Origin of the sequence: Citrobacter sp. Igbk 17, assembly GCF_028069775.1 — a bacterium.
Classification (GTDB): domain Bacteria; phylum Pseudomonadota; class Gammaproteobacteria; order Enterobacterales; family Enterobacteriaceae; genus Citrobacter.
Map to the genome: position 1 here is coordinate 114,345 of NZ_JANEWI010000004.1, position 20,913 is coordinate 135,257.

20 protein-coding genes and 6 tRNA genes are annotated in these 20,913 nt (G+C 51.2%); 14 read left to right on the plus strand and 12 right to left on the minus strand.

Going from position 1 to position 20,913, the window contains the following annotated elements; genetic code table 11:
• Window positions 1–27: 27 nt before the first annotated feature.
• Both NNO08_RS03940 and NNO08_RS03945 read right to left on the minus strand, forming a co-directional pair.
• Window positions 28–103: transfer RNA gene (locus NNO08_RS03940), tRNA-Ala, on the minus strand.
• Window positions 104–141: 38 nt separating this feature from the next.
• A tRNA-Ala gene (locus NNO08_RS03945) sits at window positions 142–217 on the minus strand.
• Window positions 218–438: 221 nt separating this feature from the next.
• Here NNO08_RS03945 and NNO08_RS03950 point away from each other — a divergent pair.
• A complete protein-coding gene (locus NNO08_RS03950) occupies window positions 439–801 on the plus strand; it encodes a YfeC-like transcriptional regulator (RefSeq protein WP_003028277.1) in 363 nt (120 codons plus the stop codon).
• Window position 802: 1 nt separating this feature from the next.
• On the plus strand, window positions 803–1,195 hold the full coding sequence (locus tag NNO08_RS03955; RefSeq protein ID WP_271440203.1) for a MerR family transcriptional regulator: 393 nt from the start codon (window positions 803–805) through the stop codon (window positions 1,193–1,195).
• A 56-nt stretch (window positions 1,196–1,251) separates the two neighbouring features.
• On the opposite strand, the gene gltX is transcribed toward NNO08_RS03955, so the two are convergent.
• Window positions 1,252–2,667: a glutamate--tRNA ligase gene (gene gltX / locus NNO08_RS03960; protein WP_271440202.1), complete on the minus strand. Its 1,416-nt coding sequence runs from the start codon at window positions 2,665–2,667 to the stop codon at window positions 1,252–1,254.
• 258 nt (window positions 2,668–2,925) lie between these two features.
• On the opposite strand from gltX, the gene NNO08_RS03965 reads away from it, so the two are divergent.
• The 4 genes from NNO08_RS03965 (at window position 2,926) to NNO08_RS03980 (ending at window position 3,325) form a co-directional block, all read left to right on the plus strand.
• Window positions 2,926–3,001 (plus strand) — tRNA-Val (locus NNO08_RS03965).
• Window positions 3,002–3,047: 46 nt separating this feature from the next.
• Window positions 3,048–3,123 (plus strand) — tRNA-Val (locus tag NNO08_RS03970).
• A 46-nt stretch (window positions 3,124–3,169) separates the two neighbouring features.
• Window positions 3,170–3,245, plus strand: a tRNA-Val gene (locus NNO08_RS03975).
• A 4-nt stretch (window positions 3,246–3,249) separates the two neighbouring features.
• Window positions 3,250–3,325 (plus strand) — tRNA-Lys (locus NNO08_RS03980).
• Between the two features lie 159 nt (window positions 3,326–3,484).
• On the opposite strand, the gene NNO08_RS03985 is transcribed toward NNO08_RS03980, so the two are convergent.
• The 3 genes from NNO08_RS03985 to xapA all read right to left on the minus strand — a co-directional run bounded on the left by NNO08_RS03985 (window position 3,485) and on the right by xapA (window position 6,779).
• On the minus strand, window positions 3,485–4,369 hold the full coding sequence (locus tag NNO08_RS03985) for a LysR family transcriptional regulator (RefSeq protein ID WP_271456225.1): 885 nt from the start codon (window positions 4,367–4,369) through the stop codon (window positions 3,485–3,487).
• 265 nt (window positions 4,370–4,634) lie between these two features.
• Window positions 4,635–5,891 carry a nucleoside permease gene (locus NNO08_RS03990; protein ID WP_271456226.1) on the minus strand — a complete coding sequence of 419 codons (1,257 nt, stop codon included), beginning with the start codon at window positions 5,889–5,891 and terminating at the stop codon, window positions 4,635–4,637.
• Between the two features lie 57 nt (window positions 5,892–5,948).
• Entirely contained in the window at window positions 5,949–6,779 is an 831-nt protein-coding gene (xapA, locus tag NNO08_RS03995) for a xanthosine phosphorylase (protein WP_271448565.1), read from the minus strand.
• Between the two features lie 284 nt (window positions 6,780–7,063).
• Here xapA and NNO08_RS04000 point away from each other — a divergent pair, with 284 nt between their 5' ends.
• Window positions 7,064–7,828, plus strand: a complete 765-nt coding sequence (locus tag NNO08_RS04000) for a nucleoside-specific channel-forming Tsx family protein (protein ID WP_271440198.1) — start codon at window positions 7,064–7,066, stop codon at window positions 7,826–7,828.
• Between the two features lie 31 nt (window positions 7,829–7,859).
• Here NNO08_RS04000 and NNO08_RS04005 read toward each other — a convergent pair whose 3' ends face one another.
• Entirely contained in the window at window positions 7,860–8,786 is a 927-nt protein-coding gene (locus NNO08_RS04005) for a LysR family transcriptional regulator (RefSeq protein ID WP_271456227.1), read from the minus strand.
• Between the two features lie 89 nt (window positions 8,787–8,875).
• Between NNO08_RS04005 and NNO08_RS04010 the strand changes: the two genes are divergently transcribed.
• Window positions 8,876–9,877, plus strand: coding sequence for a bile acid:sodium symporter family protein (locus NNO08_RS04010; protein WP_271440197.1), 1,002 nt, complete (start codon window positions 8,876–8,878; stop codon window positions 9,875–9,877).
• On the opposite strand, the gene NNO08_RS04015 is transcribed toward NNO08_RS04010, so the two are convergent.
• From NNO08_RS04015 to zipA, 3 genes are all read right to left on the minus strand, one after another.
• Window positions 9,874–10,092 (minus strand): DUF3820 family protein, encoded by a 219-nt coding sequence (locus NNO08_RS04015; protein WP_045445890.1) that lies wholly within the window; start codon window positions 10,090–10,092, stop codon window positions 9,874–9,876. The genes NNO08_RS04010 and NNO08_RS04015 overlap by 4 nt on opposite strands.
• Before the next feature lies 1 nt (window position 10,093).
• Window positions 10,094–12,109, minus strand: coding sequence for an NAD-dependent DNA ligase LigA (gene ligA, locus NNO08_RS04020; protein ID WP_271456228.1), 2,016 nt, complete (start codon window positions 12,107–12,109; stop codon window positions 10,094–10,096).
• A 71-nt stretch (window positions 12,110–12,180) separates the two neighbouring features.
• Window positions 12,181–13,185 (minus strand): cell division protein ZipA, encoded by a 1,005-nt coding sequence (gene zipA, locus NNO08_RS04025; protein WP_271456229.1) that lies wholly within the window; start codon window positions 13,183–13,185, stop codon window positions 12,181–12,183.
• Between the two features lie 230 nt (window positions 13,186–13,415).
• On the opposite strand from zipA, the gene cysZ reads away from it, so the two are divergent.
• From cysZ to crr, 5 genes are all read left to right on the plus strand, one after another.
• Window positions 13,416–14,177 (plus strand): sulfate transporter CysZ, encoded by a 762-nt coding sequence (cysZ, locus tag NNO08_RS04030; protein WP_271456230.1) that lies wholly within the window; start codon window positions 13,416–13,418, stop codon window positions 14,175–14,177.
• 163 nt (window positions 14,178–14,340) lie between these two features.
• A complete protein-coding gene (gene cysK / locus NNO08_RS04035; protein WP_003038091.1) occupies window positions 14,341–15,312 on the plus strand; it encodes a cysteine synthase A in 972 nt (323 codons plus the stop codon).
• A 383-nt stretch (window positions 15,313–15,695) separates the two neighbouring features.
• Complete coding sequence (ptsH, locus tag NNO08_RS04040; protein ID WP_002913505.1) at window positions 15,696–15,953, plus strand: phosphocarrier protein Hpr; 258 nt, start codon at window positions 15,696–15,698, stop codon at window positions 15,951–15,953.
• 45 nt (window positions 15,954–15,998) lie between these two features.
• Window positions 15,999–17,726, plus strand: coding sequence for a phosphoenolpyruvate-protein phosphotransferase PtsI (gene ptsI, locus NNO08_RS04045; RefSeq protein ID WP_271454159.1), 1,728 nt, complete (start codon window positions 15,999–16,001; stop codon window positions 17,724–17,726).
• Between the two features lie 40 nt (window positions 17,727–17,766).
• Entirely contained in the window at window positions 17,767–18,276 is a 510-nt protein-coding gene (gene crr / locus NNO08_RS04050; protein WP_000522253.1) for a PTS glucose transporter subunit IIA, read from the plus strand.
• A gap of 146 nt (window positions 18,277–18,422) precedes the next feature.
• Here crr and NNO08_RS04055 read toward each other — a convergent pair whose 3' ends face one another.
• Window positions 18,423–18,662, minus strand: coding sequence for a cytoplasmic protein (locus NNO08_RS04055; RefSeq protein ID WP_271456231.1), 240 nt, complete (start codon window positions 18,660–18,662; stop codon window positions 18,423–18,425).
• On the minus strand, window positions 18,659–19,525 hold the full coding sequence (gene pdxK, locus NNO08_RS04060) for a pyridoxine/pyridoxal/pyridoxamine kinase (protein WP_271440191.1): 867 nt from the start codon (window positions 19,523–19,525) through the stop codon (window positions 18,659–18,661). The genes NNO08_RS04055 and pdxK overlap by 4 nt, the downstream gene beginning before the upstream one ends.
• An 82-nt stretch (window positions 19,526–19,607) precedes the next feature.
• On the opposite strand from pdxK, the gene ptsJ reads away from it, so the two are divergent.
• On the plus strand, window positions 19,608–20,900 hold the full coding sequence (ptsJ, locus tag NNO08_RS04065; protein WP_271456232.1) for a MocR-like B6 salvage transcription factor PtsJ: 1,293 nt from the start codon (window positions 19,608–19,610) through the stop codon (window positions 20,898–20,900).
• Window positions 20,901–20,913: the final 13 nt, after the last annotated feature.

Genomic DNA, 20,913 nt, shown 5'->3' on the forward strand with positions numbered 1-20,913 from the left:
CCCGCTTTTCAGCGAGGGTTTCAATTTTGGTGGAGCTAAGCGGGATCGAACCGCTGACCTCTTGCATGCCATGCAAGCGCTCTCCCAGCTGAGCTATAGCCCCACGATGCGTTTACGTACCAAATTCATTGGGATTAAATTTGGTGGAGCTAAGCGGGATCGAACCGCTGACCTCTTGCATGCCATGCAAGCGCTCTCCCAGCTGAGCTATAGCCCCGTCACGTAAAGCTTGTCGAGTTGACGGGCGGCATCATATGAATTCCCTTCGCGTGTGTCAACGGCAAAATTAACTCATAGAATTCAATCGCTGAAAAAGCAGGCAAATGAAGAACATTGCGCAACAACTCGCATTCAGTAGTTAAACGCGTCACGGTTTCTACTAAAATGGTGCTATAAAATGAGCCACTAATTAACCCCACGACTATTCAGGGAATCGTTATGTTCAAGGAACGGATGACGCCAGAAGAACTTGCTAATCTGACCGGATACAGCCGACAGACCATCAATAAATGGGTGCGCAAGGAAGGTTGGGCTACCTCACCCAAACCAGGCGTTCAGGGCGGTAAAGCCCGTCTGGTTCACGTTACCGAACAAGTTCGTGAATACATTCGCAGCGCTGAGCGTTCAGCGGAAGGCTTATCAGATAATTTATCTTTATCAGGTGACACCTCCATCGAAGCTCTACTGATAAGACTCGCCAAAGAAATGACGCCATCAGAACAGAAAATGTTTACGTCGCTGATCCTGCGTGAAGGCATTACGGGTTTGTTACAACGCTTAGGGATTCGCGACAACAAATAATATGAAAAAATTACGCAGTAAAATGACCACCGAAGAGCTGGCTGAATGTCTCGGTGTCGCCAAACAAACCGTCAATCGTTGGATCAGAGAGCAAAACTGGACAACCGAAAAATTTCCCGGTGTTAAAGGTGGTCGCGCAAGGCTTATTCATATTGATGCCGGCGTCCGAGAGTTTCTTCTCAACATTCCAGCTTTTCGCAAGGTACCGGAATTTTATCAGGCAGAAGAACCTATTGCCGAGTATACACACGTGGTTCGCAGTCACGCCTGCCGTCAGATAATCAGCGCACTGGATAACATGTCGCCAACGGAACAGGAAAAGCTGGCGATGTATATTTCGCGCGAAGGTATTCGCACTTTCCTGACCCGTCTGGGCATTGATGAGTCTGAATAAATACCAAAAAAAACGGCAGGCTATGCGCCTGCCGTTTTTTTATCTCTTAACCTGTCTTACTGCTGACTTTCACGCTCAGCAATAAACGCGAGCGCTTTGTTAATACGTTCAATGCTGCGAGATTTACCAATCGCATGCACCGTAACGTCTAACGCAGGAGACTGACCCGCACCGGTTACGGCTACGCGCAGCGGCATCCCGACTTTACCCATACCCACTTCCAGCTCATCAGCGGTTGCCTGAATCGCGTGGTGCACGTTTTCCGCGGTCCATTCGCTGATAGCAGCCAGTTTATCGCGAACCACTTCCAGCGGCTGACGGGCAACCGGACGCAGGTGTTTCTTCGCTGCATCGGCATCGAACTCAGCAAAGTCTTCGTAGAAGTAGCGGCAGCTCTGCGCCATCTCTTTCAGCGTCTTGCAGCGTTCACCCAGCAGTTTTACCAGCTCAGACAACTGCGGGCCAACACGCGTATCGATATTTTCCTGCTCGATGTGCCACTGCAGATGTGTCGCCACATATTCTGGTGCCAGTGCATTAATGTAGTGGTGGTTCAGCCACTGCAGTTTTTCAGTGTTGAACGCGCTCGCAGACTTGCTCACCGCACCGAGAGAGAACAGTTTGATCATTTCTTCACGGGTGAAGATCTCCTGATCGCCGCTGGACCACCCCAGACGTACCAGATAGTTCAGCAACGCTTCTGGCAGGTAGCCGTCGTCGCGATACTGCATGACGCTGACCGCACCGTGACGTTTAGAGAGTTTTTTGCCGTCGTCGCCGTTGATCATCGATACGTGAGCATAAACCGGGACCGGTGCGTTCAACGCTTTCAGGATGTTGATCTGACGTGGGGTGTTGTTGATATGGTCTTCGCCACGAATGACGTGGGTGATTTCCATATCCCAGTCATCAACCACAACGCAAAAGTTATAGGTCGGGGAACCATCAGTACGGCGGATGATCAGGTCGTCCAGCTCCTGGTTGCTGAATTCGATCGGCCCACGGATCTGGTCATCAAAAATAACGGACCCGTCCTGCGGGTTCGCAAAGCGTACGACGCAAGGTTCGTCATCCGCGTGGTGTTCATGGCTATGACGGCAGCGACCGTCGTAACGTGGTTTTTCACCTTTTGCCATCTGATCTTCACGCAGCTGTTCCAGACGTTCTTTGGAGCAATAGCATTTATATGCCGTACCTGCTTCCAGCATCTCATCGATGACAGCATTGTAACGATCAAAACGTTTAGTCTGGAAATACGGGCCTTCATCCCACTCCAGATTCAGCCAGTTCATGCCATCCATAATGGCTTCAATAGCTTCCGGAGTGGAGCGTTCGAGATCGGTGTCTTCAATACGCAGTACAAACTCACCGCCATGGTTACGTGCAAAAAGCCAGGAATAAAGAGCAGTACGCGCACCGCCGACGTGCAGGTAACCTGTCGGGCTTGGCGCGAAGCGAGTTTTGATTTTCATGAAATGGCCTTACGTTTATAAAGATGCCGACAACCGGCAAATCCTGGGAAGATTATCAGGCTGGTATTCTATCACTGTGGTCTGATTCCTCAATGTTGTTCAGGTTGGAACATCACGCTTTGCCATTTTCGTATACAAATCATGCGGCATGGATTGTTTTGCGATCGTTTTGCTTAAATTTACGACGAACGAACAATTTCTTTAGAAAATGCGTTGACTCATTTTCAACTCTCCCTATAATGCGACTCCACACAGCGGGGGTGATTAGCTCAGCTGGGAGAGCACCTCCCTTACAAGGAGGGGGTCGGCGGTTCGAACCCGTCATCACCCACCAACTACTTTAAGTAGTCTCCGCCGTGTAAAGTAAGAAATTGAGAAGTGGGTGATTAGCTCAGCTGGGAGAGCACCTCCCTTACAAGGAGGGGGTCGGCGGTTCGATCCCGTCATCACCCACCACTTTCTCGCCAGCTGGATTTCTTACAATAAAATGAAGTACCGAAGTGGGTGATTAGCTCAGCTGGGAGAGCACCTCCCTTACAAGGAGGGGGTCGGCGGTTCGATCCCGTCATCACCCACCACTTCGGGTCGTTAGCTCAGTTGGTAGAGCAGTTGACTTTTAATCAATTGGTCGCAGGTTCGAATCCTGCACGACCCACCAATGTAAAAAGGCGCCCTAAAGGCGCCTTTTTGCTATGCGAAAAATTTAACAATTCGAACCTGCAGCTGGTTCGGGTCTTGCCTGATGCGCTACGCTTATCAGGCCTACAGACTACACGCGTAGGCCGGATAAGACGTTAGTCGCCATCCGGCACAGACATCACATCGTCAATGCCACTACCAGTTTCTCCAGCGCGGGCGTTGCCTGTTGTTGGTCGTACACAATGTACAAATCCGCCGGAATACGTTCCTCTAACGGGCGGAACACCACTCCCGGCCAGTTCATCTGCGCATAACTGTCTGCGATTAAGGTAATCCCAATCCCCATACTGATCATCGCCAGTACCGTTTGCGGCTCCCTCACCTCGCGAATAATCATTGGCGTAAAGCCGACGCTCAGGCAAACACGCTGCAAAAATGTCCAGTCAGTATGAACGGAAGGCATCGTGACAAAATATTCGTTCCGTAACGCTTCCAATGGTATCGCTGCAAGCGCGGCCAGTGGGTGCTCTTCTGGCATCGCTACCAGAAAAGAGGACTCATGCAAACGCAAGCTGGTGAATCCAGGCGAAGGTTCAGTCGCCATCCGCCATACTCCTGCATCCAGCTCACGCCGCTCCAGCATCGTCATCTGCATTGCCGGCATATACTCGCGAAATAGCACTTCAACGTTGGGATTTTCCTTCAAAAAACGCCGCATGACCGGGCGCATTTTTCCCCACATTGCCGTACCGATAACACCAAGTTCAATTCGCCCTGTTTCACCACGACCAATCTGCTCTACGCGTGCCAATGCCTGATTGGCGCTGGCTAACAAACGGCGGGACTCCTCCATCAAAATAGTCCCTGCATGGGTTAACGCAACACTACGGGAGTGACGGATGAACAGCAAAGTGCCAAGTTGATGTTCAAGTTCTTTGATATGAATACTCAAAGGGGGTTGCGACATATTCAACCGGGCAGCAGCCCGACCAAAATGCAGTTCTTCTGCAACAGCAAGGAAATAACGCAATAACTTCAGATCAATACGATGGGCACGTTCCATAACTGTTGCACTCCATGAATGAGGGATAAGGTCTGGAATTTACCACATTACCTGATAAAAAAGAGTTTTAACGACCAGATATCCGATATGCATACAGATAATAGAGAGTACGTTGGGAAAAGACAGGTATGAAAATAGATATATAGCGTAAAATTAATAATGTGCCATTGTCAGCCTCAATACCCTGAAAGGGAATTATTTCTTTACGTATTACTGTCGCTTATAAAGCAAACTGGCGAGTATTTACTCGCCAGTGATATATAAATTAATGTGCCAATGATTTAGTCGCCAACTTTTCTGGATGATGCTGGTACTTAAAGAACAATGCGAATACAACCGCCAGCGCCAGTGCATAAGCAGCAAATACCAGCCAGATGGTTTGCCAGTCTTTTACGCCATCAATAGAGAAATAATCGACGGCCATACCGCTTAAAATCGAACCTACCCATGCACCAACACCATTCACCATCGTCATAAACAGCCCTTGTGCACTGGCACGTATATTGGAACTGACCTCCTGCTCCACAAACACCGAACCTGAGATGTTGAAGAAATCAAACGCACAGCCGTAGACAATCATCGACATAAGAAGCAGCACAAAACCAAACGGAGAAGGATCGCCGAACGCAAAGAACCCAAAGCGCAACGTCCACGCCAGCATGCTCATCAGCATCACCGTTTTGATGCCAAAGCGTTTGAGAAAGAACGGGATAGTAAGGATAAAGCCGACTTCTGCCATCTGAGAAACCGACAATAGAATTGAAGGATATTGCACCACAAAGCTATTGGCAAACTCAGGGTTACGGGCGAAATCATGCAGGAACGGATTACCAAAGACGTTGGTAATTTGCAGTACCGCCCCCAGCATCATTGCAAACAAAAAGAAGATTGCCATACGCGGGTTTTTAAACAGAACAAACGCATCCAGTCCCAACTTACTGGCAAGTGTTGCTGATTCTTTTTTCTCTGCAACCGGAATTTTCGGCAACGTGAGAGCATAAAGCGCAAGCAGCAACGATGCACCGGAGGCGATATACAACTGTGCGCTGCTCAATTCCAGCCCCATCAGACTGACTGTCCACATAGCCACGATAAACCCGATGGTGCCAAAAACGCGTACGGGTGGAAATGATGAGACGGGGTCCAGACCCGCTTTTGCCAGGCAAGAGTAGGAAACACTATTCGATAATGCGATCGTCGGCATGTAGGCCATGGCATTGACTAACATGACCCAAAACATCGTGTCCGAATCCGTGACGGTTGTGGCATACAGCAACACACCGGCGCAGACCAGATGGCACAGCATATACGCACGTTCCGCGCGTAACCATTTGTCGGCAATGATCCCCATAATGCCAGGCATGATAATCGCCGCCAGGCCTTTGGAGCTGTATACCATGCCAACGTTGGCCCCCGTAAAATGTAAGGTGTTTATCATGTATGAACCCAGGGTTACCAACCAACTACCCCAGATAAAATATTGCAAAAACGACATAATTTTTAATCGGGAAATAATACCCATTTTTTATTCCTTGCCGTAGGGTAAAGCCCCTGATGCGGGGCTATTGTTATTGTGTATTTAGGCCAGCTTGCGTAAGAAACCACAAATCAGATTGATAAAGTTCTGACGAGAAAGTTCGGCTGCTGCCAGTGTTTGCTCATGGGACAGTTTTACATCACCCAATCCTTCCGCCAGATTGGTAATCGCTGATACTGCCACAACTTTCAGGTCGCAATGGCGAGCAGCAATAACTTCAGGTACAACAGACATGCCCACCACATCGCCGCCAATAATTTGCATCATGCGAATCTCAGCTGCTGTTTCGAAGTTCGGTCCAGGATAAGAAACAAATACGCCTTCAGTGAGCGGGAATCCTTCATCTGCCGCAACGGTCTGGAGAATGGCGCGGTAATCTGCATCATAAGCATTCGCCAATGAGAAGAAGCGATCGCCAAAACGCTCATCATTTAGCCCGACCATCGGGGTACCCGGCATCGTATTGATATGGTCGCGTAGTGCAACCAGGCTCCCCGGCCCCACTTCAGGACGTAAAGATCCCGCGGCATTAGTGCTGAACAACAATTCGCAACCCAGTAATTTCAGCGTGCGAACGGCGTCAGTCATTACCGCCATACCACGGCCTTCATAAAAATGGCCGCGCCCTTTCATGCAAGCTACCGGGACCCCTGCCAGATGACCAAGCACCAGTTCTCCGGCATGCCCATGGACGGTACTCACCGGGAAACCCGGCAGCTTTTCGTACGAGATAGCCACAGCACCTTCAATTTGTTCAGCCAGCGCGCCCAGACCGGACCCCAGAATAAAGGCGACACGTGGGGTAAAGTCGGGTTTATAGCTACGAATAATATCAGCACTGTACCAGGGATTTTGCGAGAAAGAGTGGCTCATGATATGTCCTTCTAAGGGCTTATTAATTGAATGAAATCTGACACCCTTCGTTTATAGCGGGAATCACATGAACCTTACCAATACCGTTTCCTGCATAATTCAATATCGATTTTATATAGATTGACCTTTATTAATTCAGATCCAATGCCTATCAATTATCAACATTTAAATATTGGACGAGCCATCTTTTACACAAATAACATAAGAACAGCTGCATCCTGGCAGCAATTATAAATTACGCACAAATATTCAGTGCATTTATTATTTGGCAGATGGAACACTCAATGAATAAAAAACTTATCGCAATAAGTTTAGCAACCTCATTAACCTTACCTCAACTGGCACAGGCTGAATTTAAAGGCGGCTTCGCCGATATTGGTCTGCATTACCTGGACTGGACATCCGATACCACAGAAAAAACCAGTAAGAAATCACACAAAGATGATTTTGGTTATCTTGAACTTGAAGGTGGCGCAAATTTTAGTTGGGGAGAAATGTATGGATTCTTCGACTGGGAGAACTTCTACAATGGCCGCCACGCTAAACCCGGCAGTGAACAGCGCTACACCTTCAAAAATACCAACCGTATCTATTTAGGTGATACAGGGTTAAACCTCTATCTTCATGCCTACGGCACCTATGGCTCACCTGAACGTGCTAATTTTCATGATGACATGTTTCTCTATGGGTTAGGGTATAACTTCACTGGCAACGGTTACTGGTTTAAACCCTTCTTTGCCAAACGCTACACTGACCAGACATATTACACCGGAGATAATGGTTATGTGATGGGCTGGGTTGCAGGCTATAGCTTCCTGTTAGGCAGTGAGACGTTTTCCGTCACGAACTGGAATGAGTACGAATTTGACCGCGCAGCAACCTACGCAGCAGGAAACGGCGGCAAAGACGGCATCAACGGTGCCTTTGCGTTGTGGTGGAATGCGACACCGCACCTGACTGCAGGAATTCAATATCGCTACGCCGATAATAAACTGGGGGAGTCTTTCCTTCAGGATGGCATCATTTATTCCATCAAATACATATTTTAACCTACCGCACCTGCCCGACTGGCAGGTGCATTTAAATCTGATACAACGGATCGCGTGCCCGTCCAGCAGTTAATTCACTGGCCTGTGTACGCACCACGTCCCACAATGCCTGAGCGGCAGTTGAGAGAGAACGATTTTTGCGCCGCGCCAACATCAGTTGCCGCTCAACAACTGGCGTTAAACGTTTAACCTGTAAATGGCTGCCCTGCGGTAAGGGGAGTGCCAGCGCGGGCAGCACGCTGATTCCAATCCCTGCTTCGACCATCGGGAACAGCGTTGCCGGGTGTCCAATCTCCTGAACAATGTTGGCATCAATAGAAAAATGAGACAATGCCGCATCAATTAGCGGTCGGCTACCAGAGGCATAATCCTGCAAAACCAGGCGCTCATGCTGCAGATCCTGCCAGTTAATCCATTCCCGGTGAGCTAGCGGGTGATCCTGACGACACAACAACAGAAACGGCTCCGATAGCACCGCTTCACACTGCAGATCGGTCACGGCTCCCGGGTCAATCACAATGCCAAAATCCACTTCCCCCTGACGAATACTCTCCAGTACCCACTGTTGTGGCCTGTCGTGCAGGACAAAATCGATAGCCGGATACAGCTGATTGCTCTGCGCAATACACTGCGGAATGAGATGCGCGGAAATCGTCTGGCTGGCAGCCACACGCACCGTACCGGTTAACTGCGTACCAACCTGACCGGCTTCGCGCAGCGTACTGTGCAGTTCATCCAGGATGCGTTCCAGCCGTGTTGCGAGTTGCTGCCCGGCTTCCGTCAGCACCACCTCGCGCGTTGTACGATCCAGTAGCCTGACACCCGTCTGCCCTTCCAGCTCTTTTACACTATGACTGACCGCCGACTGGCTTAAGCCAATGATATCCCCCGCCCGGCTAAAACTTTTGGCCTGAGCGACGGTGACAAAGATACGTAATTGGCGCAAAGAATAATTCATCGATTCGATTCATATATAGATGCAATAAATCAATTTTATTTCTCAAATGGAAAAACGCAAAATGTGAGTACCGAATTTCAGGAGCTTTTATGAAACTTTTTCGTATCCTTGATCCGTTCACGATAACGCTGATTACCGTCGTTTTATTGGCCTCATTTTTCCCTGCCGAAGGCGGCTTTGTTCCTTTTTTTGAAGGTCTAACCACCGCCGCTATTGCCCTGCTCTTTTTTATGCACGGCGCAAAGCTCTCGCGTGAAGCCATTATTGCCGGCGGTAGCCACTGGCGTTTGCATCTGTGGGTCATGTGCAGCACCTTTGTGGTCTTCCCCGTGCTGGGTGTTCTGTTTGCCTGGTGGGCACCGGTCAACGTTGATCCGATGCTCTACACGGGTTTCCTGTACCTGTGCATTTTGCCGGCCACAGTGCAGTCGGCAATTGCCTTTACGTCACTGGCGGGCGGTAACGTTGCCGCCGCCGTGTGCTCCGCCTCTGCCTCCAGCCTGTTGGGTATTTTCCTCTCGCCTCTGTTGGTCGGACTGGTGATGAATATGCATGGTGCAGAAGGCAGCCTGGAGCAGGTAGGGAAAATCATGCTGCAACTGCTGCTGCCGTTCGTACTGGGACATCTTTCACGTCCGTGGATTGGTAACTGGGTGTCACGCCATAAAAAATGGATCGCCAAAACAGACCAGTCATCCATTCTGCTGGTGGTTTACTCCGCTTTCAGTGAAGCGGTCGTGAACGGAATCTGGCACAAAGTTGGGGTCGGTTCACTGCTGTTTATTGTGATTGTCAGCCTTGTATTACTGGCCATCGTGATTGGTATCAACGTCTTTGTCGCGCGCAAATGCGGCTTCAACAAAGCCGATGAAATTACCATTGTCTTCTGTGGGTCGAAAAAGAGTCTGGCAAACGGGATCCCCATGGCCAATATTCTGTTCCCGACTTCGGTGATTGGTATGATGGTGCTGCCGTTGATGATCTTCCATCAAATCCAACTGATGGTATGCGCCGTATTGGCGCGTCGTTACAAGCGCCAGACGGACGCATTACAGGCGACGCAGCAGAATAGCCGCGCCGCGAAAGCTTAAAGCGGGCGTTTCAGGGGCTGTACCAGCTGTGTCAGCCCCTCGGTTTTAATCAGCAGCGTGATTTGCATTAGCTCACCCAGTTTGCCTGGCGGAAATTCATCTTTGCGGGCAAACCACAGCAGATACTCTTCCGGGACGTCAATCAGTCGACGCCCCTTATATTTTCCAAAAGGCATCACGGTGTTGGCAATATCAATCAGTTGCTCTTTTTCCATCTCAGGCGCCCAGTAAGCGGATCATTTCAGCTTCATCGATAACGATAATGCCCAACTCCTGCGCTTTTGCCAACTTCGAGCCTGCCGCTTCGCCGGCAATAACCAGATCGGTTTTCTTCGACACGCTACCTGCCACTTTCGCACCCAGTGCGGTCAGCCGCGCTTTGGCATCATCACGCGACATCTGGCTCAGACTACCGGTCAGCACGACCGTTTTCCCCGCGAAAGGACTGTCGATCTCTTCTGCATTGATGACGACGGGTGCTGGCCAGTGAATACCCTGCGCCAGCAACTGCACGATCACCTCGCGGTTGCTCTCTTCGGCAAAGAAGTTAAACACGTGAGTGGCCACCACAATGCCGACATCCGGTACTTTTTGCAGCTCTTCAATAGAGGCCGCCTCCAGCGCATCCAGCGTACCGAAATGCGCCGCCAGGCCAGCCGCCGTGGCTTCACCGACTTCGCGAATGCCCAGCGCATACAGGAAACGGGCAAAGGTGGTTTCTTTCGCTTTTTCCAGCGCGTTCACCACGTTTTGCGCCGATTTCGGTCCCATGCGATCAAGACCGGTCAGCTTACCTGCGGTCAGCGTGAACAAATCCGCTGGTGTGTGCACGTACTCTTTCTCGACCAGTTGATCGATAATTTTGTCGCCCATACCGTCAACATCCAGCGCACGACGGGAAACGAAGTGTTTGAGCGACTCTTTACGCTGCGCACCACAGATTAAACCGCCCGTGCAGCGAGTCACCGCTTCGCCTTCCACGCGTTCAACGTCAGAGTTACACACCGGACAATGAGTGGGGAACTCGATTTCGCGCGTATCTTCAGGACGCTCGGACAACACCACGTTAACCACCTGCGGGATGACATCGCCCGCACGACGAATAACGACTTTGTCGCCAATGCGTAACCCCAAACGCTCGATTTCATCAGCATTATGCAACGTCGCATTACTGACCAACACGCCAGCCACTTGCACCGGCTCGAGGCGGGCGACGGGCGTAATCGCGCCGGTACGCCCGACCTGAAACTCAACATCGCGAACAAAAGTCATCTGTTCCTGCGCCGGAAACTTAAAGGCTACCGCCCAGCGCGGTGCACGGGCAACAAAGCCCAGTTGCTCCTGCAGCGCCATGGAGTTGACTTTGATAACCACGCCGTCGATATCGAATCCCAACGTTGGGCGGTCTTCTTCAACCTGATGATAGTAAGCGAGTACTTCCTGCGGAGAGTCGCACAACGTTACCCTGTTGCTGACCGGTAGGCCCCACGCTTTAAACTGCAGCAAGCGCCCCAAATGCGTATCGGGCAGTTCGCCGCCTTCCAGCACGCCGACGCCATAGCAGAAGAAAGTAAGCGGTCGCTTCGCGGTGATACGCGGATCGAGCTGGCGTAATGATCCTGCCGCCGCATTGCGCGGGTTAGCAAACACTTTGTTGCCCGTGCGGCGGGCTTCTTCGTTAATTTTTTCAAACCCGGCCTGCGGCAAAAAAACTTCGCCGCGCACTTCCAGACGTGCCGGAATATTATCGCCACGCAGTTTTAACGGGATCGCGCGGATGGTGCGCACGTTCGAGGTAATGTCCTCGCCAGTCGAACCATCACCACGAGTTGCCGCGCTGACCAGTACACCGTTCTCATACAGGATACTGACCGCCAGACCATCCAGCTTCAGCTCACAGCACCATGTCAGCTTATCCGTGCTCTTCAGTCTGTCCTGAACGCGCTTATTGAAAGCGAGAAAACTCTCCTCATCAAACACGTTATCCAGCGACAGCATCGGCACTTCATGACGGATCTGGCTGAATGCCGCCAGTGGTGCGGCACCTACGCGCTGGGTGGGTGAATCAGGCGTGACGAGTTCAGGATGCTGCGCTTCCAGTTCACGCAGTTCGCGCATCAGGCGATCATATTCCGCATCAGGAATTTCCGGCGCATCCATCACATGGTAAAGATACTCATGATGGCGAAGCGTGGTTCGCAGTTCTGTCAGTTGTTGTTCGATTGATTCCATATCGCACCATCAATGATAAAAAACCCCCGACAGGCGGGGGTTCAGAAAGGAGAGGTCACGCCAGAGGAAAATCAGGCGTGAGATTCTTTAACTTCGCGGATGCGGTCCTGATACTCGCGCAGTTTCTGCGGCGTCATCATACGACGTTGATCGTCGAGCACCACACCACCCACTTCATCGGCAATGTGTTGTGCGGACTGCAGCATCAGCTTGAAGTTTTGCAGTTCGTCGCCATAGGACGGAACCTGCATAAAGATAGTAACGCCCGGCGTGCTGAAATCGCCGGTCATCTCAGGGTCAAACGTCCCTGGGTTCACCATATTGGCAAGACTGAACAGCGACGGGCCACTCCCATCCGGGCTGAGATGACGATGGAAAATATTCATATCGCCAAATTTAAAACCAGCCTGCTGAATGCTGTTGAGCAACACCTCACCGTTGAGCTCGCTGCCATGATGCGCCGCGACGTTCATAATGATGACCGCTTCTTTACGCTGCGGTTTTTCAGCAACAGGCGCTTCTTCAACAACCGGTTCAGGCTGTGGTTGCGGTTCAACAACAGGCTCTACTGGCTGGAAGGCCTGCGGTGCAGGTTGTGGCGCTTGCTGCACGGGTTGCTGTACCTGTGGAGCCGCTGGCTGAGGTTGCATCGGTTGCTGCTGTACCGGCTGATGTTGCACCGGTTGTGGCTGTTGTACTGGCTGCTGCGGATGCTGGGCATGCGGCTGCGGTACCTGTGGCGCCTGAGTGGGCTGCTGCGCGTGTTGACGCGGCTGAGCAGACGCATAAGGCGGCTGGTACTGGTGTTGCGGCGACTGAGGAGGAACACCATGTTCCTGAGCGCTGCCGGGAGCATGATTCACACGATGCACGCGGACTTCGCCCACGCCTTCGTCTTCCTCGACGTTGTCGTCGTAGGAATCCTCGTCATCACGTTTAGACTTCATGCGTTTCAGTGGGCGATCGCGGAATATAGAAGACCGTTCTTTACGGCTAGTCCAGAAACCATGTACCAGTAAAGCGATTATGGCGATCGCGCCAACAATGATTAATATCAGACGCAAATCCTGCATCATTATATTCTCTGTTGTTCTAACACCTTGCCACCACGGCAAACATTTACTCACTAAGAGTATTTGCCGATTACGCCAAGTGCAAGTGCACTCTTGGCTTTCACGGCATAAAGATGAATAAAAACGTGCTTTTTGCTGTTTTTTCGAACATTTCTGAACAGCCTAACGCTCAACAACCCGGTAAGATACGCAAAGTTTACCAGAGCTTTTATAACAAGGAGTATGTCCTGACCATGGTTTCATCATCTGCAGTTGTACCTCGCAGCGGTTTTTATTACTTTTCTCAGGGATGGAAACTCATCACTCAACCGGGAATTCGTCGCTTTGTTATCCTGCCTTTACTGGTGAATATTCTACTGATGGGTGGCGCATTCTGGTGGCTGTTTACGCAACTGGACAGTTGGATCCCCGCGCTGATGAGCCACGTCCCGAACTGGCTACAGTGGCTTAGCTATTTGCTATGGCCGATTGTGACTGTCTCCGTGCTACTGGTGTTTGGCTACCTGTTCTCCACCATCGCCAACTGGATTGCCGCACCGTTTAACGGCTTGTTGGCAGAACAACTCGAAGCCCGCCTGACGGGCGCGACACCGCCTGACACTGGCGTTCTTGGCATCATGAAAGATGTGCCGCGTATTATGAAGCGTGAATGGCAAAAGCTGGCGTGGTATCTCCCGCGCGCCTTTGTGTTACTGCTCCTCTATTTTATCCCCGGCGTGGGGCAGACCGTCGCCCCGGTGCTGTGGTTCCTGTTCAGTGCGTGGATGCTGGCCATTCAATATTGTGATTATCCATTCGACAACCACAAAGTGCCCTTTAAAGAGATGCGTATCGCCCTGCGCACACGCAAAGCCACCAACATGCAGTTTGGTGCGCTAACCAGTCTGTTTACGATGATCCCGGTGCTCAATCTGTTCATCATGCCGGTTGCGGTTTGTGGTGCCACGGCGATGTGGGTAGACTGCTACCGTGCTAAACACGCGTTATGGAAGTAATGCAAAAATGTGTAAAACAGGGATGGCTTATGCCGTCCCTTATTCCATACTGACGTCGAATATTTCCTTTCTGAATATAGATATGCTAAATCCTTACTTCCCCATACTTTCTCAACAGGTATGCTGAAGCGGTATCCCAATTTCATACAGTTAAGGACAGGCCATGAGTAAGATTTTTGAAGACAACTCGCTGACTATCGGTCATACGCCGCTGGTTCGACTGAACCGTATCGGTAACGGACGCATTCTGGCGAAGGTGGAGTCACGTAACCCGAGCTTCAGCGTCAAATGCCGTATCGGTGCCAATATGATTTGGGATGCCGAAAAACGTGGTGTACTGAAGCCGGGCGTTGAGTTGGTCGAACCGACCAGCGGTAACACCGGGATCGCGCTGGCCTACGTTGCTGCCGCCCGTGGTTACAAACTCACCCTGACGATGCCAGAAACCATGAGCATTGAGCGTCGCAAGTTGCTGAAGGCATTGGGTGCAAACCTGGTGCTTACCGAAGGCGCGAAAGGCATGAAGGGCGCGATTCAAAAGGCAGAAGAGATTGTTGCCAGCGACCCAGAAAAATTCCTGCTGCTTCAGCAATTCAGCAATCCGGCTAACCCGGAAATCCACGAGAAAACCACCGGACCGGAAATCTGGGAAGATACCGACGGTCAGGTTGATGTGTTTATCTCTGGCGTAGGTACCGGCGGTACGCTGACCGGGGTGACCCGCTACATTAAAGGGACCAAGGGCAAAACGGACCTCATCACCGTTGCCGTTGAGCCGACAGACTCGCCGGTTATCGCCCAGGCACTGGCGGGTGAAGAGCTGAAACCGGGTCCGCACAAAATTCAGGGCATTGGCGCAGGCTTCATTCCGGGTAACCTTGACCTGAAGCTTATCGATAAAGTGGTTGCCATCACCAATGATGAAGCTATTTCCACGGCGCGCCGCCTGATGGAAGAAGAAGGCATTCTGGCGGGTATCTCTTCAGGTGCTGCGGTTGCTGCTGCGCTTAAGCTCCAGGAAGATGAAACCTTTACCAATAAGAATATAGTGGTTATTCTACCGTCATCGGGTGAGCGTTATCTGAGCACAGCACTGTTTGCCGATCTCTTCACTGAGAAAGAACTGCAACAGTAATGCCAGCATGTTAAATACGCGTAAAAAAGCACCCTTTTGGGTGCTTTTTTGTGGCCTGCTTCAAAGTTTCAACCCACCTGGCATTGATTCAGCCCGCCGGAACTGGTATTTAACCAAACTAATTATTTTGATGCGCGAAATTAATCGTTACAGGAAAAGCGCTAGCTGAATCGATTTTATGATTTGGTTCAACTCTTCCTTTCGCGGCATAATGTTTAATGACGAACGAAACGTCAGCGGCAAGAAGTTGCCAGCAACGGATTGCACCGAACTCCTTTTGTGTCGCGTCCTGTTTACGTCGACGCTAACAATACAGGCTAAAGTTGAACCGCCAGGCTAGACTTTAGTTCCACAACACTAAACCTATAAGTTGGGGAAATATAATGTTCCAGCAAGAAGTTACCATTACCGCTCCGAACGGTCTGCATACTCGCCCTGCTGCTCAGTTTGTTAAAGAAGCAAAAGGCTTTACGTCTGAAATCACTGTGACTTCCAACGGCAAAAGCGCTAGCGCAAAAAGCCTGTTTAAGCTGCAGACTCTGGGCCTGACTCAGGGCACCGTTGTTACCCTTTCCGCAGAAGGCGAAGACGAGCAGAAAGCAGTTGAGCATCTGGTTAAACTGATGGCTGAACTCGAGTAAGTTCAACGAGTTCTTTTAAATATCAGTCACAAGTAAGGTAGGGTTATGATTTCAGGCATTTTAGCATCCCCGGGTATCGCTTTCGGCAAGGCACTGCTGCTGAAAGAAGACGAAATCGTCATTGACCGGAAAAAAATTTCTGCCGACAAGGTTGATCAGGAAGTTGAACGTTTTCTGAGCGGTCGTGCCAAGGCATCTGCGCAACTGGAAGCGATCAAAACCAAAGCTGGTGAAACATTCGGTGAAGAAAAAGAAGCCATCTTTGAAGGGCATATCATGCTGCTCGAAGATGAGGAGCTGGAGCAGGAAATCATAGCCCTGATTAAAGATAAGCACATGACGGCTGACGCAGCTGCGCATGAGATTATCGAAGGTCAGGCCACAGCCCTGGAAGAGCTGGATGATGAATACCTGAAAGAACGTGCGGCTGACGTACGTGACATCGGTAAACGCCTGCTGCGTAACATCCTGGGTCTGGCAATTATCGACCTGAGCGCTATCCAGGAAGAAGTTATCCTGGTTGCCGCTGACTTGACCCCGTCAGAAACCGCACAGCTGAACCTCGAGAAGGTGCTGGGTTTCATCACTGACGCAGGTGGACGTACCTCTCATACCTCAATCATGGCGCGTTCTTTGGAACTGCCTGCCATCGTAGGTACCGGTAGCGTCACCTCTCAGGTGAAAAACGACGACTATCTGATTCTGGATGCCGTAAACAATCAGGTTTACGTCAACCCAACTAACGACATTATCGAACAACTGCGTGCCGTTCAGGAGCAGGTTGCTACCGAGAAAGCGGAACTCGCTAAGCTGAAAGATCTGCCCGCTATCACGCTGGACGGTCACCAGGTTGAAGTGTGTGCCAACATCGGTACCGTTCGTGACGTTGAAGGCGCTGAGCGTAACGGCGCTGAAGGCGTGGGTCTGTATCGTACCGAATTCCTGTTCATGGACCGTGAATCGCTGCCGACTGAAGAAGAACAGTTTGCTGCGTATAAAGCCGTTGCTGAAGCGTGTGGCTCTCAGGCGGTTATCGTACGTACCATGGACATCGGCGGCGATAAAGAACTGCCGTACATGAATTTCCCGAAAGAAGAGAACCCGTTCCTGGGCTGGCGTGCCGTGCGTATCGCGATGGATCGTAAAGAGATCCTGCGTGACCAGGTTCGCGCTATCCTGCGTGCCTCTGCTTTCGGCAAACTGCGCATCATGTTCCCGATGATTATCTCTGTTGAAGAAGTGCGTGCGCTTCGCAAAGAGATCGAAATCTACAAACAGGAACTGCGCGACGAAGGTAAAGCATTTGACGAAAGCATTGAGATTGGCGTGATGGTGGAAACACCAGCTGCGGCAACAATTGCACGTCATTTAGCCAAAGAAGTTGATTTCTTTAGTATCGGCACCAATGATTTAACGCAGTACACCCTGGCAGTTGACCGTGGTAATGATATGATTTCACACCTTTACCAACCGATGTCGCCATCTGTTCTGACGCTGATCAAGCAAGTTATTGATGCTTCTCATGCTGAAGGCAAATGGACCGGCATGTGTGGTGAGCTTGCAGGCGACGAACGTGCTACACTTCTGTTGCTGGGGATGGGTCTGGACGAATTCTCTATGAGCGCCATTTCTATCCCGCGCATTAAGAAGATTATCCGTAACACGAACTTCGAAGATGCGAAGGTGTTAGCAGAGCAGGCTCTTGCTCAACCGACAACGGACGAGTTAATGACGCTGGTTAACAAGTTCATTGAAGAAAAAACAATCTGCTAATCCACGAGATGCGGCCCAATTTACTGCTTAGGAGAAGATCATGGGTTTGTTCGATAAACTGAAATCTCTGGTTTCTGATGATAAGAAAGACACCGGAACTATTGAGATTGTTGCTCCGCTCTCTGGCGAGATCGTCAACATCGAAGACGTGCCGGATGTAGTTTTTGCTGAAAAAATCGTTGGTGATGGTATTGCTATCAAGCCAACCGGTAACAAAATGGTTGCCCCTGTTGATGGCACCATCGGCAAAATCTTTGAAACCAACCATGCGTTCTCTATCGAATCTGATAGCGGCATTGAGCTGTTTGTTCACTTCGGTATTGATACCGTTGAACTGAAAGGCGAAGGCTTCAAGCGTATCGCTGAAGAAGGCCAGCGTGTGAAAGTGGGCGACCCGGTTATTGAATTCGATCTGCCGCTGCTGGAAGAGAAAGCCAAGTCTACCCTGACTCCGGTTGTTATCTCCAACATGGACGAAATCAAAGAACTGATCAAACTGTCCGGTAGCGTGACCGTGGGTGAAACTCCGGTTATCCGCATCAAGAAGTAATTCTTGCCGCAGGGAAGAATGGCGCCATCTGGCGCCATTTTTTTTATCTAACGGACGTCAAAACCTGCCGGATGGTGCTACGCTCCTCCGGCCTACGAAAAACGCCGTAACGTAGGCCAGGTCAGGCGTATGCGCCGCCATCAGCATTAAATTTGTGAAGTAACCGGCCGGTAACACGCCTCGCGCATCAGGATTTTCATACCTTCCGGCCCGCTTTCCAGTATCCGCCGTTCCGAATCCGCCACTAGCAGTTCACAATCATAGCCACCGGCAATCCCAAACATGGCGCGCGCCACACAGATATCTTCCAGCGCCTCTGTTCCGCTGGTATCAAAATGTCCAACGATGCGTCCATGCTGACTAACCACCAGTCGATAACTCTTCATCGCGCCTCCCCTGCCGGTGGCAAAATTAACTCATCACAACCGCACAAGTGCGTCCATGTCATCACTTCCAGCACGCGCTGTGCAGCGTCGTGCGTGGCAGCAGTAAGTGGTTTTCCCAGCACGATACCACTCACCAGTTCAGCGCAGAACAGATCGCCGGTCCCCTTCAGGTCCGTTTTCACCCGCGGATGGGCTAGCACCTCAACCGTTTCAGCCGTCACGACGGCAACCTGAATGACCTCCTCGGTTTCTCCCGGAGCGCTGGTGATTACCACCCATTTCAGCGTATCGGTGAGCAGCGATTTGGCTGCCGATATCGCTTCATCCAGCGTGCGACACGGTTTACCGCTCAACATCTGCAGCTCAAACACATTTGGCGTCAGTCCCTGTGCCAGCGGTAGCAGATGTTTGCGATACGCCTCCGGTATTTCGGCCTTTACGTACATGCCGCTGTCCGTATCCCCAATCACCGGATCAACCAGAATACACAGATCCGGGTGGGTAGCCCGCACGGTCTCCAGCCACTGTGCCAGCAGAGCGATTTGTTCCGCACTGCCCATATACCCCGTGGTCACCGCTTTTAGCTCACGTAACGCATCGCGTTCATTTAAGGCGCGAAGATAGCCGCTAAACCAGTCGGCCGGGATAACACCGCCATAAAAAGTCTCATAATGCGGTGTATTGCTGAACAGTACCGTTGGGATCGCGGTGACGCGTAATCCCTGCGCTTTGATGGCCGGGACGGCGATGCTGTTACCTACGCTGCCATACACCACCTGTGACTGGACGGCGACGATATCGGTTTGTAGCGCCCGATGCTTGTCGTCGAAGAGCACTGACTGTATTTCACTCTCCTGCTGCATAAACTTCTCCTCTCGCTGGACAGCGGGCTATCGCCTCACTATTATCGTCATATGCTAAAATTCATTTTGTCATAGGTCAATAATGATCGACGGAAAAACCGCTAACGAAATTTTTGACAGTATTCGTCAACATGTCGCTACAGGCACCCTCGCCTCAGGCGAAACGCTTCCGCCAGTGCGCGAGCTAGCGACGACATTGAACGTCAACCGCAATACTGTCGCGGCGGCTTATAAACGACTGGTCACCTCCGGGCTGGCACTCAGTCTTGGGAGAAACGGGACGGTAATAAAAGGAATTTCCTCCCCTATCGCGCTGGAGGGAGGGAACCCGGATACCCCGCTTACCGACCTTTCCGGCGGAAACCCTGCGCCGACTTGTCTCCCCGATCTCAGTCGTTATTTCGCGCAAATAAATAAGAATCCACGTCTGTATGGCGATGCCGTCGTATCGCCTGAGCTTAAAACCTGGGCCACACGCTGGATACAGGATGCCCTCCCTGGCGTGGGAGAAATTGATATCACCAGCGGTGCTATTGACGCTATTGAACGACTACTGTGCGCCCATTTATTGCCGGGCGATAGCGTCGCGGTAGAAGATCCCTGCTTTTTAAGTAGCATCAATATGTTGCGTTATGCGGGATTCTCAGCGAGCCCGGTCACCGTAGACAACGAAGGCATGCAACCCGACATGCTGGAGGCGGCGTTACAAAGAGGGGCGCGGGCAGTGATCCTGACGCCGCGGGCCCACAACCCGACGGGATGTAGCCTGAGCGCCGCACGCGCCGCCCAGTTACAAAAAATCCTGGCCCGCTATCCGCAGGTGCTGGTGATTGTCGACGACCACTTTGCACTGCTGTCCGCATGCCGTTGGCACCCGGTGATTGCCGCGCAAACCACACACTGGGCAGTCGTCCGTTCAATGTCGAAAACATTAGGCCCGGATTTACGCCTTGCCATCGTTGCCAGCGATCCGGTCACTTCAGCAAAACTGCGGTTACGACTCAACGCCGGCAGTCAGTGGGTCAGCCATCTGCTTCAGGATTTGGCCTGCGCCTGCCTGAGTGACGAGGAGTATCAACGTAAGCTGGTCCAGACTCAGCGGTTTTACGCAACACAGCAGCAAAAACTGACCACCGCTCTCAGAGGATATGGCATTGATCTACCCGTCGGTGATGGTCTGAATCTGTGGCTGCCTCTGACGCACCACAGTCAATCACTTGCTTTTGCCCTGGCAAAATCCGGTTGGCTGGTGCGCGAAGGTGAGGTGTTTGGTGTGAATACACCATCGCACGGTCTGCGCATTACGCTGTCGACCTTGAACGACAGCGATATTCATAAGCTGGCGGCTGATATTCATCAGGCGCAAAAGCGCTAACAGGAGAGAAAAA

Bases quoted from the DNA above. Each gene is read 5' to 3' on its own strand.
- NNO08_RS03950 (WP_003028277.1), top strand. From the start codon at position 439: ATGTTCAAGGAACGGATGACGCCAGAAGAACTTGCTAATCTGACCGGA.
- NNO08_RS03955 (WP_271440203.1), top strand. From the start codon at position 803: ATGAAAAAATTACGCAGTAAAATGACCACCGAAGAGCTGGCTGAATGT.
- gltX (WP_271440202.1), bottom strand. From the start codon at position 2,667: ATGAAAATCAAAACTCGCTTCGCGCCAAGCCCGACAGGTTACCTGCAC.
- NNO08_RS03985 (WP_271456225.1), bottom strand. From the start codon at position 4,369: ATGGAACGTGCCCATCGTATTGATCTGAAGTTATTGCGTTATTTCCTT.
- NNO08_RS03990 (WP_271456226.1), bottom strand. From the start codon at position 5,891: ATGGGTATTATTTCCCGATTAAAAATTATGTCGTTTTTGCAATATTTT.
- xapA (WP_271448565.1), bottom strand. From the start codon at position 6,779: ATGAGCCACTCTTTCTCGCAAAATCCCTGGTACAGTGCTGATATTATT.
- NNO08_RS04000 (WP_271440198.1), top strand. From the start codon at position 7,064: ATGAATAAAAAACTTATCGCAATAAGTTTAGCAACCTCATTAACCTTA.
- NNO08_RS04005 (WP_271456227.1), bottom strand. From the start codon at position 8,786: ATGAATTATTCTTTGCGCCAATTACGTATCTTTGTCACCGTCGCTCAG.
- NNO08_RS04010 (WP_271440197.1), top strand. From the start codon at position 8,876: ATGAAACTTTTTCGTATCCTTGATCCGTTCACGATAACGCTGATTACC.
- NNO08_RS04015 (WP_045445890.1), bottom strand. From the start codon at position 10,092: ATGGAAAAAGAGCAACTGATTGATATTGCCAACACCGTGATGCCTTTT.
- ligA (WP_271456228.1), bottom strand. From the start codon at position 12,109: ATGGAATCAATCGAACAACAACTGACAGAACTGCGAACCACGCTTCGC.
- zipA (WP_271456229.1), bottom strand. From the start codon at position 13,185: ATGATGCAGGATTTGCGTCTGATATTAATCATTGTTGGCGCGATCGCC.
- cysZ (WP_271456230.1), top strand. From the start codon at position 13,416: ATGGTTTCATCATCTGCAGTTGTACCTCGCAGCGGTTTTTATTACTTT.
- cysK (WP_003038091.1), top strand. From the start codon at position 14,341: ATGAGTAAGATTTTTGAAGACAACTCGCTGACTATCGGTCATACGCCG.
- ptsH (WP_002913505.1), top strand. From the start codon at position 15,696: ATGTTCCAGCAAGAAGTTACCATTACCGCTCCGAACGGTCTGCATACT.
- ptsI (WP_271454159.1), top strand. From the start codon at position 15,999: ATGATTTCAGGCATTTTAGCATCCCCGGGTATCGCTTTCGGCAAGGCA.
- crr (WP_000522253.1), top strand. From the start codon at position 17,767: ATGGGTTTGTTCGATAAACTGAAATCTCTGGTTTCTGATGATAAGAAA.
- NNO08_RS04055 (WP_271456231.1), bottom strand. From the start codon at position 18,662: ATGAAGAGTTATCGACTGGTGGTTAGTCAGCATGGACGCATCGTTGGA.
- pdxK (WP_271440191.1), bottom strand. From the start codon at position 19,525: ATGCAGCAGGAGAGTGAAATACAGTCAGTGCTCTTCGACGACAAGCAT.
- ptsJ (WP_271456232.1), top strand. From the start codon at position 19,608: ATGATCGACGGAAAAACCGCTAACGAAATTTTTGACAGTATTCGTCAA.